A 14,342-nucleotide genomic window follows, 5' to 3' on the forward strand; every position below is an offset into this window, starting at 1 on the left:
GCATGGTTGTTGCCGTTGAGGGCTCGGTCATGGTCTCCCTCGCCTTTGGTCATTGGAAGTTGCAGGGCGATGGCAGGCTGACCGCCGAAGGTCGTGACATTCAGTTACCGCCCAAGGAGTGTCATGTCTTGCGCCTGTTGCTAGCTACGCCTGGCGTATTGGTCACCAAGGACTACCTGCTGGAGCAGGTCTGGCCCAATATCGACATTGCCGAAGAATCGCTGACCCGCTGCATCTACTCGTTGCGCAAGCAATTGCAGCGCGACAGGGGGTTGATCGCCACGGTGTATGGCCGAGGCTATCGCTTCAATGGCAGAGTGCGGGTGGTTGACCTGCCTGGCCAGGCGGCTCGAGCTGCGGGTGTTGCGCCGCGTGTTTGCCCGGCCTGTGGGCGGGGTGCCGAAGTGGGTGTCGAGCGGGTATGAAGCCGGCTGGCTGGTTGGGGCTGTTGTGGCTCATCGTGGGTGGGGCGAGTGAGGCCAGGGCTTATTGCTGGGCCGAGGCTGCTCGCCAATACGATATCGAGCCGCAACTGTTGCAGGCGATTGCTGCCGTAGAGTCTGGCTATCGTGCCGAGGCCATGAACTACAGCAATACCAATGGCTCCCGTGATATTGGCCTGATGCAAATCAACAGCATTCATCTACCGCGCTTGCTCAAGCAGGGGATTACCGAGCAGCGGTTGCTGGATGAGCCGTGCCTGTCGGTGGAAGTGGGGGCGTCGATCCTGGCCGACTTCATCAAGCAGTTCGGCTACAACTGGACCGCCGTGGGCGCCTATAACGTCGGGCCCGGGGCAGGGGCCGAGCGTGATGCGCTGCGCCTGCGTTATGCGCAGAAGATCTGGAGCCGTTATGAAGAGTTGATGGCCCATGGCAGTGGATGATCGACCGGCGGTGTGTCACGCCTCGCACGGACTCGCCACCCCGGCTATAATCGCCGCCACCTTTCGCCGCCATCCGAGTCAAGCCCGCCCATGTATACCCTGGCCCGCCAGCTGTTGTTCAAACTCTCCCCGGAAACTTCCCACGATCTGTCCCTGGACCTGATCGGCGCGGGCGGCCGCCTGGGGCTCAATGGCCTGGTGTGCAAGGCGCCGGCGAAAATGCCGGTCTCGGTGATGGGGCTCGATTTCCCCAACCCGGTTGGCCTGGCGGCTGGCCTGGACAAGAACGGTGCGGCCATCGACGGCTTTGCGCAGTTGGGGTTCGGTTTTGTCGAGATCGGCACGGTCACGCCGCGTCCGCAGCCGGGCAATCCCAAGCCGCGCATTTTCCGCCTGCCGGAAGCCGAGGCGATCATCAATCGCATGGGCTTCAACAACCTGGGCGTTGACCATTTGCTGTCACGGGTGCAGGCAGCCAAGTACAAGGGCATCCTGGGGATCAACATCGGCAAGAACTTCGATACCCCGGTTGAACGTGCAGTGGATGACTACCTGACTTGCCTGGACAAGGTTTACGCCCATGCCAGCTATGTAACGGTCAACGTCAGTTCCCCCAACACCCCGGGCCTGCGTAGCCTGCAGTTTGGCGACTCCCTCAAGCAACTGCTCGAAGCCCTGCGCCAGCGCCAGGAAGACCTGGCGGTACGGCATGGCAAGCGCGTGCCGTTGGCGATCAAGATCGCCCCGGACATGAGCGACGAAGAAACCGTGCTGGTGGCCCAGGCCCTGGTGGATTCGGGGATGGATGCGGTGATTGCCACCAACACCACGCTCAGCCGTGTTGGCGTAGAAGGCCTGGCCTACGGTGACGAGGCCGGTGGGCTGTCCGGTGCGCCGGTACGCGAGCAGAGTACCCATATCGTCAAGGTGCTGGCGGCCGAGCTGGCCGGGCGTCTGCCGATCATTGCCGTGGGCGGGATCACCGAAGGCCGGCACGCAGCAGAGAAAATCGCTGCGGGTGCAAGCCTGGTGCAGTTGTATTCCGGGTTTATCTACAAGGGGCCGGCGTTGATTCGCCAGTCGGTAGACGCCATTGCGGCCTTGCCCAAATCCTGAACCCATAAAAAAGGGCTCCTCGAAGGAGCCCCTGGGCCGAAGCCCGCCGCCCGGATGGGGCGTGCGTGGTTAAGTCGTTACATTCTTCAAGGTGGTTGTCGGAATTAAGTGCCCTGATTAGCCGACGGCGTGAAGTTCGTTGAGTCTGTGGATCCCCGCAGTGCCGGTCATACCGTCCCAGTTGTCGCCGCGTCCTTCGCGCCACCCGTTAATCCAGGCCTGGCGTACCGACGGTAGAGTAAATGGGCAAAGCTCACGGGATTTGCCATGAACGCCATACTGATATCCGCGTAAAAATGCTCTTTCCAACGGATCACGCTTAAGTCTTCTCATAGGGTGTTTCCCTCACTTGTTGACTGTCTTGATATCCTTCGACCTCATCCGAGGCCGGGCAGAGTTTTTCTGCCGTTGGTGTGGCTCGCTGCCGGCGTGGCGAGCCGATGTGTCAGCGTCGTTGCGGCGCTGACCTGTGTTGAGTTCTAACCAATAGGTCACATGGATTCAATGATCGTTTTGTCATAAGCACGTAACGATAACGATGCTATAGCCATAAGCTGGGATGGCTTTTCGCCCCATTTATTGGGCAAAGCCAGCTATGATGTGCCCTGTAAAGAGGATGGGTTTAATCCTTTAGTGAGAATACCCGCCGTTTGCAGTCGGTTATTATTCGACGAAGGGTCGGAATATTTCCTTTTGTTGCACAAATTATCTCTCTGCCCTGGCAATCAAGACCTACAGGTCTGGACACCTAGGTGGAACGGCACACATTCGTGCCACGCGAGCGTTCTTCAAGAAAAGCGCTTGATTGAAAACCGAACGCGCGATGCGTCGCCCGTTCATTTATTGCTGAAAAGCCTGGAATGCCCATGTCGGACCGTTACGAACTCTTCCTCACCTGCCCCAAGGGCCTCGAAGGCCTGCTGATCGAGGAAGCCGTCGGGCTTGGCCTTGAAGACGCCCGTGAGCACACCTCTGCCGTGCGCGGCATGGCCGACATGGAAACCGCCTACCGCCTGTGCCTCTGGTCGCGCCTGGCCAACCGCGTGTTGCTGGTGCTCAAGCGCTTCCCGATGAAGGATGCCGAAGACCTGTACCACGGCGTGTTGGATATCGAATGGCAAGACCATATGGTCCCGGATGGCACCCTCGCGGTGGAATTCAGCGGCCATGGCTCGGGCATCGACAACACCCACTTCGGCGCGCTGAAGGTCAAGGATGCGATTGTCGACAAGCTGCGCACCCCGACCGGCGAGCGTCCGTCCATCGACAAGATCAACCCTGACCTGCGCATTCACCTGCGCCTGGACCGTGGCGAAGCGATCCTCTCCCTCGACCTGTCCGGCCATAGCCTGCACCAGCGCGGTTACCGCCTGCAGCAGGGCGCCGCACCGTTGAAGGAAAACCTCGCGGCGGCGATTCTGATTCGTGCCGGCTGGCCGCGCATTGCCGCAGAAAACGGCGCGCTGACGGACCCGATGTGTGGCGTCGGTACCTTCCTGGTGGAAGGTGCGATGATTGCCGCCGACATGGCACCCAACCTCAATCGCGAGCAGTGGGGCTTCACCGCCTGGCTCGGCCACGTGCCAGCCCTGTGGAAAAAACTGCATACCGAGGCCAGCGAACGTGCGGCCATCGGCATGAACAAGCCGCCACTGTGGATCCGTGGCTATGAAGCTGACCCGCGCTTGATCCAGCCCGCGCGCAACAACATCGAGCGCGCCGGCCTGAGCCACTGGATCAAGATCTACCAGGGCGAAGTCGGCACCTTCGAGCCGCGCCCGGACCAGAACCAGAAAGGCCTGGTCATCTGCAACCCGCCGTACGGCGAGCGCCTGGGTGATGAAGCCAGCCTGTTGTATCTCTACCAGAACCTCGGCGAGCGCCTGCGCCAGGCGTGCATGGGCTGGGAGGCGGCGGTATTCACTGGCGCACCTGACCTGGGCAAGCGCATGGGGATCCGCAGCCACAAGCAGTATTCGTTCTGGAACGGCGCGTTGCCGTGCAAGCTGCTGCTGATCAAGGTCAACCCGGACCAGTTCGTGACCGGCGAGCGCCGTACCCCGGAACAGCGCCAGGCCGAACGTGAGCAAGCCGCTTACGATCAGGCCCCGACCGAGCCGCAAGAGCGTCAGTACAACAAGAACGGTAACCCGATCAAACCCGCGCCGGCACCGGCTCCGGTGGTCGAACAGGCGCGCTTGAGCGAAGGCGGGCAGATGTTTGCCAACCGCCTGCAAAAGAACCTCAAGCTGCTGGGCAAGTGGGCCAAGCGCGAAGGTGTCGATTGCTACCGTGTGTACGATGCCGATATGCCGGAATACTCCATGGCTATCGACCTGTACCACGACTGGGTACATGTGCAGGAATACGTGGCGCCCAAGTCCATCGACCCGGAAAAAGCCTCGGCGCGCATGTTCGATGCCCTGGCCGCGATTCCCCAGGCGCTGAACATCGACAAGAGCCGTGTGGTGGTCAAGCGCCGCGAGCGCCAGAGTGGCACCAAGCAGTACGAGCGCCAGAGCGCCCAGGGCAAGTTCACTGAGGTCAGCGAAGGCGGGGTGAAGCTGCTGGTCAACCTGACCGACTACTTGGATACCGGCCTGTTCCTCGATCACCGCCCGATGCGCATGCGCATCCAGAAAGAAGCCGCCGGCAAGCGCTTCCTCAACCTGTATTGCTACACCGCCACCGCCAGTGTGCACGCGGCCAAGGGCGGTGCGCGCAGCACCACCAGCGTCGACTTGTCGAAAACCTACCTGGACTGGGCGCGCCGCAACCTGTCGCTCAATGGTTTTTCCGACAAGAACCGCCTGGAGCAGGGTGACGTGATGGCCTGGCTGGAAGCCAGCCGTGATGAGTTCGACCTGATCTTCATTGACCCGCCGACCTTCTCCAACTCCAAGCGCATGGAAGGCGTGTTCGACGTTCAACGCGATCACGTGCAACTGCTCGACTTGGCCATGGCGCGTCTGGCGCCGGGCGGGGTGTTGTATTTCTCCAACAACTTCCGCAAGTTCCAGTTGGAAGACAACCTGGGCGAGCGCTATGGCGTCGAGGAAATCAGCGATAAAACCATTGATCCGGATTTTGCCCGTAACGCGAAAATCCATCGTGCCTGGAAAATCACCGCACGCTGATCGACCTTGATGCTGCAGGCCTGGATTTTTCCGGGCTTGCGGCTTTTTGCACTGGTCAAAACTGGACCCGATGGCTATAACTAATCACCTAGCCAAAGTGGCGCTCCTGCACGCTGGTGTTTCGAGTTTTGCCTATGCCGTTGCAAGCCGTCCGCCCGAAAATACTGGGATTTATCAGCGAACAGGCGTCGGCTTGGCTGGTGGCATTGGTGGTCTTGCTGGTGGGGGTGGCACTCACCGCAGTGCTGGCGCTGACCACGGCCGATGTTTATCAGCAGCAGGTTCGCCAGCGGTTCCAGTTGCTGGTCAATGAGCGCTACATTCGTCTGGAAGAGCGTTTTGAAGACCAGGAACAGCGCCTTGGCAGCCTGCGACGCTTTTTCGTCAACTCCCATAATGTTTCCCGCGAAGATTACGATGGGTTCGCCCAACCGCTGCTGTTGCGTGCGCGTGCCTACGCCTGGGCGCCACGTATCTTTCACGATCAGCGCCAGTCTTTCGAACAACAGGTGTCACTCCAGCGTGGCATAGCGTTTTCCATTCGCGAACTGAACGAAGCCGGGACCCTCGTGCCTGCGGGCGAGCGCGACGAATACGTGCCGGTGTTGTACAGCCAGACCCAGAGCCTGCTCGGCTCACCTTTGGGGTTTGACCTGCTCTCCCAGCCACTGCGCCGCTCGACGATAGAGCGCGCGTACCGTTCCGGGGCCATTGCGGTGTCCCAACCCATGTCGCTGGTGGGGGTGGAACCGGCGTATGCCATGGGGGTGTTGCTGGTCGCTCCCGTCACGCGACCGCCCACCGCGCAAATGCCCTACAGCGAACCCTATGGTTTTGTCATGGCGGTGATCAGCATGCGCCAATTGGTGGCCGACGGTTTGCCCAAGCCCGCACGGGACAACCTGGTGATGCAGATTGTCGATACCTCCGATACGCAACAGCGGGTGTTGTATGAGTCGGACAATGCGGTGGGCGATAGCAGCCTGAAGGCGATCCGCCGGCTGACCCTGGGCGATCATGTCTACGCCCTGAGTCTGCGCCCCAGCCAGGTGTTTGAGCAGGCCAATCGTTCCTCGGTCACCAGCATCCTGACCATGGGCAGTTTGCTCAGTCTGCTGCTCAGTGCCTTGCTCTACGTACTGGTCAGCCAGCGTCAGCGGGCGGTGCGGCTGGTGCAGCAGCGCACGGGGCAATTGCATCAGCGCGAGTATGAGTTGCGCGGGGCCCACGCCCAGTTGCGCAGCGTGCTCAACGCCGCGACCCAGGTGGCGATCATTGCCACGGACCTGCGCGGGGTGATCAATACCTTCAATGCAGGTGCCGAGCAGATGTTGGGTTACCAGGCCGAGCAGGTGCTCGGCCACATGACCCTCGAAAGCCTGCACCTGGCACCCGAGCTGGAGGCCCGGGCCGCGCAGTTGAGCCAGGTTCTCGGCAAACGCATCATGCCAGGCCAGGCGATGCTGGTGGAGGGCTCCGACAGCCTGCATGAAGCTCGGGAATGGACGTTGGTGCGCCACGATGGCAGCCAGTTGACCGTGAATATGCTGGCGACGGCATTGCTTGACGATCATGGCTTGTGGATCGGGCACCTGGCGATCTGCCTGGATGTCACCGAGCAGAAGCGCGCCTATGAGGCCCTGGCGGCGCGGGATCGCCTGTTGAAAAAACTCAGTGCCCATGTGCCGGGCGGGATCTTCCAGTTCACCCTGGAGCCCAACGATAACTGGCGGTTTATCTACGCCAGCGACGGCATTCGCGATATCTATGAAATCGATCCGGGGCTGCTGCAGCAGGATGCCAAGCAAGTCTTCGAACGCATTCATCCCCTGGACGCTGAGCGCATCCGTGCGTCCATCCGCCTGTCAGCGCTGCAATTGAGCCAATGGCGTGAAGAATATCGGGTGCAACTGCCAGGCCGCGGCCTGCGCTGGATCCGTGGCGAGGCGACGCCGGAAGAATTGCCCGGCGGCGGTACGTTGTGGCATGGCTATGTGTCGGATATTTCTGATCTCAAGCGAGTAGAGGAAGAGCTGCGGGCGCTGTCCATCACCGACTCGTTGACGGGAATCCACAATCGGCGCTACTTCCAGGATCGGTTGAAGGCCGAGATGAGTCGGGTCCGGCGCACCTCGGGCACATTGGCGGTGATCATGCTGGATATCGATCACTTCAAGCGCATCAATGACCAGCATGGGCACGCAGTAGGGGATGGGGTATTGCAGGAGCTGTGCCGGCGAATCGCCCAGCGCTTGCGCCGTAGTGATGTGTTCTGCCGCCTGGGTGGCGAGGAATTCATGGTGCTGTGCCCGAACACCGATGGCGTGCAGGCCTACAGCCTGGCGGTTGAATTGTGGGAAGTGTTGCGCAATACGCCGATCGAGAATGTCGGGACAGTGACGGCCAGCTTCGGCGTGGCCAGTTGGCGTATTGATGAGGGGGTGGATGGCTTGTTGCTGCGCGCGGACTCGGCGGTGTATGCGGCCAAGCAGGCGGGGCGGGACCGGGTTGAGGCAGAGCGCTTGCCTGTGTGAGCGCCGCATACCGAATGTGGGAGCGGGCTTGCTCGCGAAGACGGTGTATCAGTCGCCAGATGTATTGACTGACATACCGTCTTCGCGAGCAAGTCCGCTCCCACATTTAGTTCGCAGCGGTTTCAAAGGTGGGCAAGCCAACCGCTTTATATACCCGGAGCGGCAGCCGTCAGCTTCGGCTGGCGATACAGATCCAGCAGCACCTGGTCCAGCACCGACGATGCACCCCACGGCTTCGGATCGTTGAGAATCGCCACTACCGCCCAGGTATTGCCATTGTTGTCACGGCTGAAGCCGGCAATCGCACGCACCGTGTTCAGGGTGCCAGTCTTGACGTGGGCTTCGCCGCGCAGGGCCGTGGTTTTCAGGCGCTTGCGCATGGTGCCGTCACTGCCGGCAATCGGCATCGAGCTGATGAACTCTGCGGCATACGGGCTTCTCCAGGCGGCTTGCAGCATGGTCGCCATTTCCCGGGCGCTCACGCGCTCGGCACGGGACAGGCCGGAGCCGTTTTCCATCACCAGGTGCGGTGCGGTAATGCCCTTTTTCGCCAGCCACTGACGAACCACGCGCTGGGCGGCCCTGGCGTCGTCGCCGTCGGCATCGGTGCGGTATTGCGCGCCGAGGCTGAGGAACAGTTGCTGGGCCATGGTGTTGTTACTGTATTTGTTGATGTCGCGGATGATCTCCGCCAGGTCCGGGGAGAACGCCCGGGCCAGGACCTTGGCGGTTTTCGGCACCGGGGCCAGCACGTCGCGGCCCTGGATAGTGCCGCCCAGCTCTTTCCAGATCGCCCGTACGGCGCCAGCGGTGTAGGTGGCATGGTCGAGCAGCGACAGATACGTCTGCGAGCTGCAGCCATCGCCCAACTGGCCGCTGACGGTCACAGTGACACTGCCGTCGGCGGCGGTAACCGGGTTGTAGCGCACGTCACCGGTGCATTGCTTGGCGTTGGTGGCTTTGACCTGATTGTCGATCTGAATGCTGGCAATCGGCGGTTCGACCGAGACCAACACCCTTCCTGAATCATTGCGGGTCACGAAGCGCAGGGCCTTGAGGTTGACCAGCAGGGCGTCCGGCTTGACCAGAAATGGCTTGTTCGCGTCGTTGCCGTCGTCGTTGAACTCTGGCAGTTGCGGCTGGATAAAGAAGCCGCGGTCCAGCACCAGGTCGCCGGTGACTTGCTGTACGCCATTGGCACGCAGGTCACGCATCAGCAGCCAGAGTTTCTCCATGTTCAGCTTGGGATCACCGCCGCCCTTGAGGTACAGGTTGCCCCGCAGGACACCGCCGCTGAGGGTGCCGTCGGTGTAGAACTCGGTTTTCCACTGATGGTTGGGCCCGAGCATTTCCAGGGCGGCGTAGGTGGTGACCAGCTTCATGGTCGAAGCCGGGTTGACCGAAACGTCGGCGTTGAACACCGTGGCGGTGCCGGGCCCATTGAGCGGAATCATCACCAGGGACAACGCATTGTTCTGCAGCTTGGCTTTCTGCAGGGCTTCCTGGACTTTGGGTGGCAGGGTGGTATTGATCGGGGCAGCGGTGACGGAGAGCGCCAGGGGCAAGAGGAAACTGGCGAGTAACAATGGACGCAAGGATTTGATCATAAGAAGTAAGACCCTACTGCAGAGGAGGGTGAATATGGCGGGGGTTATGTAAGAAAATCCCCCAGTGGTCATGAAAGTGTCGGCATTATGCCCCAAGGTGGGGCTGCTTGTGCCTCAACGATAGCTGTAAATGATGGATTTTTTTCACGGGGTCATGCCACCCGTCTTGGATAGCCGGGCAATTGCCGCCTTAAACTGGTAGAGTGCCGGCCGTTAATACTTAAGAGGATTGTTCCAATGGCGACTAACCGTTCCCGGCGTCTGCGCAAAAAACTGTGCGTTGATGAATTTCAAGAGCTGGGTTTCGAACTGAACCTGGATTTCAAAGAAGGTTTGGACGACGAAGCGGTTGACGCTTTCCTCGACGCCTTCCTGACCGAAGCGATGGATGGCAATGGCTTGGACTACGTGGGCGGCGACGACTTCGGTCTGGTTTGCAAAGCCACCCGTGGTTCGGTTACCGCTGAGCAGCGTGCAGCTGTTGAAGCGTGGCTCAAGGCTCGCCCAGAGCTGACCCGCGTTGAAGTCAGCGAACTGCTGGACGCCTGGCATCCAGAAAAGCCGATCAATTCCACGAATTGAAGCGGTAAGTTACAAGCTTCAAGCTACAAGCTCATGTGGCTTGAAGCTTGAAGCTTGAAGCTTGAATCTAAGCTTGCTTACGCCAGTTCAGAATCACCAGCGTCAACACCCCCGCGACAATCCCCCAGAATGCCGAACCGATGGAAAACAGCGTCAACCCCGACGCCGTGACCATAAAGGTGACCAGCGCTGCTTCCCGTTCCTTGGGCTCATTCATGGCAATGCTCAGGCCATTGATGATCGAGCCAAACAACGCCAATGCGGCGATCGACAGCACCAGCTCCTTGGGCAGCGCTGCGAACAAGGCCGCCAGCGTGGCGCCAAACACGCCGGCAAACCCGTAGAAAATCCCGCACCAGACCGCGGCGGTATAGCGCTTGTTGCGGTCCTCATGGGCATGCGGCCCGGTGCAGATGGCGGCGCTGATGGCGGCCAGGTTGATACCGTGGGAGCCGAACGGGGCCAGTACCAGCGAGGCCAGGCCCGTGGTGGTGATCAGCGGCGAGGCCGGCACGTTGTAGCCATCGGCGCGCAATACCGCGATCCCTGGCATGTTCTGCGAGGTCATCGCCACCACAAACAGCGGGATGCCGATGCTGATGGTCGCGGCCAGGGAAAAGTGTGGGGTGGTCCATACCGGCGTCGCCACTTCCAGGCTGAACCCGCTGAAATCCAGCAGCCCCATCAGCCCGGACAAGGCGGTGCCGATCAGCAGGGCGGCCAGCACCGCATAACGGGGCGACAGGCGCTTGATGATCAGATAGGTGAAGAACATGCCCAGCACCAGGGCAGTGCGGTGCTGCGCGGCGACGAAAATCTCGCTGCCGATCTTGAACAGAATCCCGGCCAGCAGCGCGGCGGCAAGCGAGGCGGGGATCTTCTTCACCAGCTTTTCAAAGCTGCCGGTGAGGCCGCAGATCGTCACCAGCACCGCGCAGGTGATGTAGGCGCCGATGGCTTCGCCATAGCTGACCCCGCCCAGGCTGGTGATCAACAGTGCTGCGCCTGGGGTCGACCAGGCGATGGTGATCGGCGTGCGGTAACGCAGGGACAGGCCGATGCTGCACACCGCCATGCCGATGGAGATCGCCCAGATCCACGAGGAAATCTGTGCGCTGGTGAGGCCGGCAGCCTGGCCGGCCTGGAACATCAGCACCAGGGAGCTGGTGTAGCCGGTCATCATGGCGATGAAGCCGGCAACGATGGCCGAAGGCGAAGTATCGGCCAAGGGGCGCAGGGGCGCCTGGGTCGCGTCGGTCATGGTGCGGTATTCCTTGTACCTGGGAAATCGTGGAATCAAGCCTAAACTCAAACGTAACTGACTGTTGCAATACAGCCGGCTACGCAAACAGCCGTACAGTGTGTTGGCGCAACGGGTTGTGTACAATGTGCGCTGTTTTTACGCGATACTTGCCAGCGACCCTCTGTGCCGTATTACAGTCAACGTCAATTCGCCGCCGTTCTCCCGACCCGAGTGCCCATGAACGAACAGTTGCAGCCCCTCAAGAAACAGCCGCGAGCCGGTAAGGCCGGTCGCAGTGGAACCCAGGACGATATCGTCTACGCGCATATCTTCGAGGCCATCCTCGAACAACGCCTGGCGCCCGGCACCAAATTGAGTGAAGAGGCACTGGGCGAGATCTTTGGCGTCAGCCGCACCATCATTCGTCGCGCGCTCTCGCGCCTGGCCCACGAAGGCGTGGTGTTGCTGCGCCCCAATCGTGGCGCTGTGGTAGCCAGCCCGAGTGTCGAGGAAGCGCGCCAGGTGTTCATGGCGCGGCGCCTGGTAGAGCGGGCCATCACCGAATTGGCGGTGCAACATGCCACGGCCGAAGAATTGGCCGCGCTGCGTCAGATGGTCAATGATGAGCGCGACAGCTTCTCGCGCGGTGATCGTGGGGCCGGCATCCGGCTTTCTGGCGAGTTCCACCTCAAGCTGGCCGAGGCGGCGAAGAATGCACCGCTGATCAGCTTCCAGCGCAGCCTGGTGTCCCAGACCTCGCTGATCATCGCCCAGTATGAAAGCGGCAACCGCTCACACTGTTCCTACGATGAGCACACCCAGTTGATCGACGCGATCGAAGCTCGGGATGCGGTGCTGGCGGTGGACCTGATGATGCATCACATGGATCACATCGACAGCAAGCTCAACCTCGATGAGGAAAGTGCGTCGGATGATTTGCATGCGGTGTTCTCGCATTTGCTGCAAACCAAGAAACCGAGTCGCTCGTCGATCAAGCTGTAAACCCGATCAAACTGTAGGAGCTGGCAAGCCAGCTCCTACAGGGTTTTGTGGTGTTCTTTGGATCAGCGCTGGTGTACCAGATTGCCCGCTGCATAGGTTTGCATCACCGCCCGATCATCCCCCAGCGTCATCAACACAAACAACGTCTCGGCAATGTTATTGGCTTGCTTCAAGCGATAGCTGAGCAGCGGCGTGGCGTTGTAGTCCAGTACCAAAAAGTCCGCATCGGTGCCCGGCTGCAGGGTGCCGATCTTGTCTTCCAGGCGCAGCGCTTTTGCACCGCCCAGGGTCGCCAGGTACAGCGATTTGAACGGGCTCAGGCGTGCGCCCTGCAATTGCATGACCTTGTAGGCTTCGTTCAGCGTCTGTAGCAGCGAGAAGCTGGTACCGCCACCCACATCCGTGCCCAGGCCCACATTGAGCTGGTGCTTCTCGGCCATCGGCAGGTTGAACAAACCGCTGCCCAGGAAGAAGTTCGAAGTCGGGCAGAACGCCACCGCCGAACCGGCTTCGGCCAGCCGTGCGCACTCGTCGTCGCACAGGTGTACGCCATGGGCGAATACCGAACGTTCCCCCAGCAGCTTGTAGTGGTCGTACACGTCCAGGTAGCCACTGCGCTCCGGGAACAGCTCCTTGACCCATTGCACTTCCTGCAGGTTTTCACTGATGTGGGTCTGCATGTACAGGTCTGGATATTCCCCCAGCAATTGGCCGGCGAGGGTCAGTTGTTCCGGTGTGCTGGTGGGGGCGAAGCGCGGGGTTACGGCGTAGTGCAAGCGGCCCTTGCCGTGCCAGCGCTCGATCAGCGCCTTGCTTTCCTGATAGCCGGATTCGGCGGTGTCGGTCAGGTAATCCGGCGCATTGCGGTCCATCATCACTTTGCCGGCGATCATGCGCAGGTCGAGTTTCTCGGCCGCTTCAAAGAATGAGTTCACCGATTGCGGATGCACGCTGCCGAACACCAGGGCGGTGGTGGTGCCGTTGCGCAGCAGTTCCTTGATAAAGATATCCGCGACTTCTTCGGCGTGTGCCTTGTCGGCGAACTGGCTTTCGCAAGGGAAGGTATAGGTGTTCAGCCAATCCAGCAGTTGTTCGCCGTAGGCACCGACCATGCCGGTTTGCGGCAGGTGGATATGGGTGTCGATCAGGCCGGGAGTGATCAGCGCATCCTGGTAATGGGTGATTTCGATGTCGGCGGCCAGTGTGGGCAGCAAGTCGCTGGCATGCCCCAGGGCACTGATCTGGCCGTTGTCGATCACCAGCAGGCCGTCTTCGAAATACTCATAGGAGGCTTCGATCCCTACGATGGCAGGGTCGGCGAGGCTGTGCAGGATGGCAGCACGGTAGGCTTTGCGAGTCAAAGGCATGGTCGTCTCAATTGATAGCTTGGCTGCGGCGCGAAGCCGGCAGCAGTTTGGCAATGGGTTCGGCACTCGCGGTGTGCTGGCCGAAGTTGGCGTTATAGGTGGCGATGATCTCGCCGGCGATGGAGATGGCGATTTCCACCGGCAGTTTGCCCTTCACCTCGGTGAGGCCCATGGGGCAGCGCATGCGTTGCAACTGTGCGGCCTCGAAGCCGCGCTCGCGCAGGCGGTGTTCAAACTTGACGCGCTTGGTCTGCGAGCCGATCAGGCCGAAGTAGGCAAAATCATTGCGCTTGAGCAGGGCGGCGGTCAGTTCCAGGTCGAGCTGATGATTGTGGGTCATGACGATGCAGTAACTGCCGGCGGGCAGGTCGGCAATTTCATCCACCGGCTCTTCGCTGACGATTTTACGCACGCCCTGGGGGATATGCTCCGGGAATTCCTGTTCCCGCGAGTCAATCCAGCGCACCCGGCACGGCAGGCTCGCCAGCAGCGGCACCAGCGCGCGACCGACATGGCCGGCGCCGAATACGGCAATCTGTGCCTGCACCTGGCCCATGGGCTCGAACAGCAGCACGGTCACGCCGCCACAACACTGGCCGAGGCTGGCCCCCAGGCTGAAGCGCTCCAGGTGGGTGTTGTGCTGGCCACGCACGAGCATGTCGCGGGCGATCTGCATGGCCTTGTATTCCAGGTGGCCGCCGCCGATGGTGTCGAAGGTGTGACTGGCGCTGACCACCATCTTGGAGCCTGAATTGCGCGGCGTGGAGCCGAGCTCTTCGATGATGGTCACCAGCACGCAGGGTTCGCCCTGGGTTTGCAGGTTGGCGAGGGCGCTGATCCAGTTGTTCATGTCTACCTCAACATTTCT

Annotated in this window: 12 protein-coding genes; 7 read left to right on the forward strand and 5 right to left on the reverse strand. The window is 60.8% G+C overall.

The features are described from left to right. Positions 1 to 2 precede the first annotated feature (2 nt). From KL786_RS18330 to KL786_RS18340, 3 genes are all read left to right on the forward strand, one after another. On the forward strand, positions 3 to 425 hold the full coding sequence (locus tag KL786_RS18330; protein ID WP_215518505.1) for a winged helix-turn-helix domain-containing protein: 423 nt from the start codon (positions 3 to 5) through the stop codon (positions 423 to 425). Then, positions 422 to 886, forward strand: coding sequence for a transglycosylase SLT domain-containing protein (locus tag KL786_RS18335; protein ID WP_215518506.1), 465 nt, complete (start codon positions 422 to 424; stop codon positions 884 to 886). Before KL786_RS18330 ends, KL786_RS18335 begins: the two co-directional genes overlap by 4 nt. A gap of 90 nt (positions 887 to 976) precedes the next feature. Beyond that, positions 977 to 2,002: a quinone-dependent dihydroorotate dehydrogenase gene (locus KL786_RS18340; protein WP_215518507.1), complete on the forward strand. Its 1,026-nt coding sequence runs from the start codon at positions 977 to 979 to the stop codon at positions 2,000 to 2,002. Between the two features lie 117 nt (positions 2,003 to 2,119). On the opposite strand, the gene rmf is transcribed toward KL786_RS18340, so the two are convergent. Further along, the gene (gene rmf, locus KL786_RS18345) at positions 2,120 to 2,335 is read right to left on the reverse strand and encodes a ribosome modulation factor (protein ID WP_002553055.1); all 216 of its coding nucleotides are present in this window, start codon (positions 2,333 to 2,335) and stop codon (positions 2,120 to 2,122) included. A 533-nt stretch (positions 2,336 to 2,868) separates the two neighbouring features. Here rmf and rlmKL point away from each other — a divergent pair. Then, the gene (gene rlmKL, locus KL786_RS18350; protein WP_215518508.1) at positions 2,869 to 5,139 is read left to right on the forward strand and encodes a bifunctional 23S rRNA (guanine(2069)-N(7))-methyltransferase RlmK/23S rRNA (guanine(2445)-N(2))-methyltransferase RlmL; all 2,271 of its coding nucleotides are present in this window, start codon (positions 2,869 to 2,871) and stop codon (positions 5,137 to 5,139) included. A gap of 134 nt (positions 5,140 to 5,273) precedes the next feature. Continuing rightward, positions 5,274 to 7,673, forward strand: coding sequence for a sensor domain-containing diguanylate cyclase (locus KL786_RS18355; protein WP_215518509.1), 2,400 nt, complete (start codon positions 5,274 to 5,276; stop codon positions 7,671 to 7,673). 146 nt (positions 7,674 to 7,819) lie between these two features. Here the strand turns inward: KL786_RS18355 and dacB are convergent, their stop codons facing one another. Continuing rightward, positions 7,820 to 9,280, reverse strand: coding sequence for a D-alanyl-D-alanine carboxypeptidase/D-alanyl-D-alanine endopeptidase (dacB, locus tag KL786_RS18360; RefSeq protein WP_215518510.1), 1,461 nt, complete (start codon positions 9,278 to 9,280; stop codon positions 7,820 to 7,822). 237 nt (positions 9,281 to 9,517) lie between these two features. On the opposite strand from dacB, the gene KL786_RS18365 reads away from it, so the two are divergent. Continuing rightward, positions 9,518 to 9,862, forward strand: coding sequence for a YggL family protein (locus tag KL786_RS18365; protein ID WP_215518511.1), 345 nt, complete (start codon positions 9,518 to 9,520; stop codon positions 9,860 to 9,862). 67 nt (positions 9,863 to 9,929) lie between these two features. On the opposite strand, the gene KL786_RS18370 is transcribed toward KL786_RS18365, so the two are convergent. Continuing rightward, the gene (locus tag KL786_RS18370) at positions 9,930 to 11,123 is read right to left on the reverse strand and encodes a benzoate/H(+) symporter BenE family transporter (RefSeq protein ID WP_215518512.1); all 1,194 of its coding nucleotides are present in this window, start codon (positions 11,121 to 11,123) and stop codon (positions 9,930 to 9,932) included. A gap of 219 nt (positions 11,124 to 11,342) precedes the next feature. Here KL786_RS18370 and KL786_RS18375 point away from each other — a divergent pair, with 219 nt between their 5' ends. Beyond that, positions 11,343 to 12,107, forward strand: a complete 765-nt coding sequence (locus KL786_RS18375; RefSeq protein WP_032863366.1) for a GntR family transcriptional regulator — start codon at positions 11,343 to 11,345, stop codon at positions 12,105 to 12,107. A 62-nt stretch (positions 12,108 to 12,169) separates the two neighbouring features. Here KL786_RS18375 and guaD read toward each other — a convergent pair whose 3' ends face one another. Beyond that, positions 12,170 to 13,474: a guanine deaminase gene (gene guaD, locus KL786_RS18380; RefSeq protein WP_215518513.1), complete on the reverse strand. Its 1,305-nt coding sequence runs from the start codon at positions 13,472 to 13,474 to the stop codon at positions 12,170 to 12,172. Between the two features lie 7 nt (positions 13,475 to 13,481). Beyond that, on the reverse strand, positions 13,482 to 14,324 hold the full coding sequence (xdhC, locus tag KL786_RS18385; RefSeq protein ID WP_154842934.1) for a xanthine dehydrogenase accessory protein XdhC: 843 nt from the start codon (positions 14,322 to 14,324) through the stop codon (positions 13,482 to 13,484). Between the last annotated feature and the right edge of the window lie 18 nt (positions 14,325 to 14,342).

Source organism: Pseudomonas sp. TAE6080, assembly GCF_018732265.1.
Classification (GTDB): domain Bacteria; phylum Pseudomonadota; class Gammaproteobacteria; order Pseudomonadales; family Pseudomonadaceae; genus Aquipseudomonas; species Aquipseudomonas brenneri.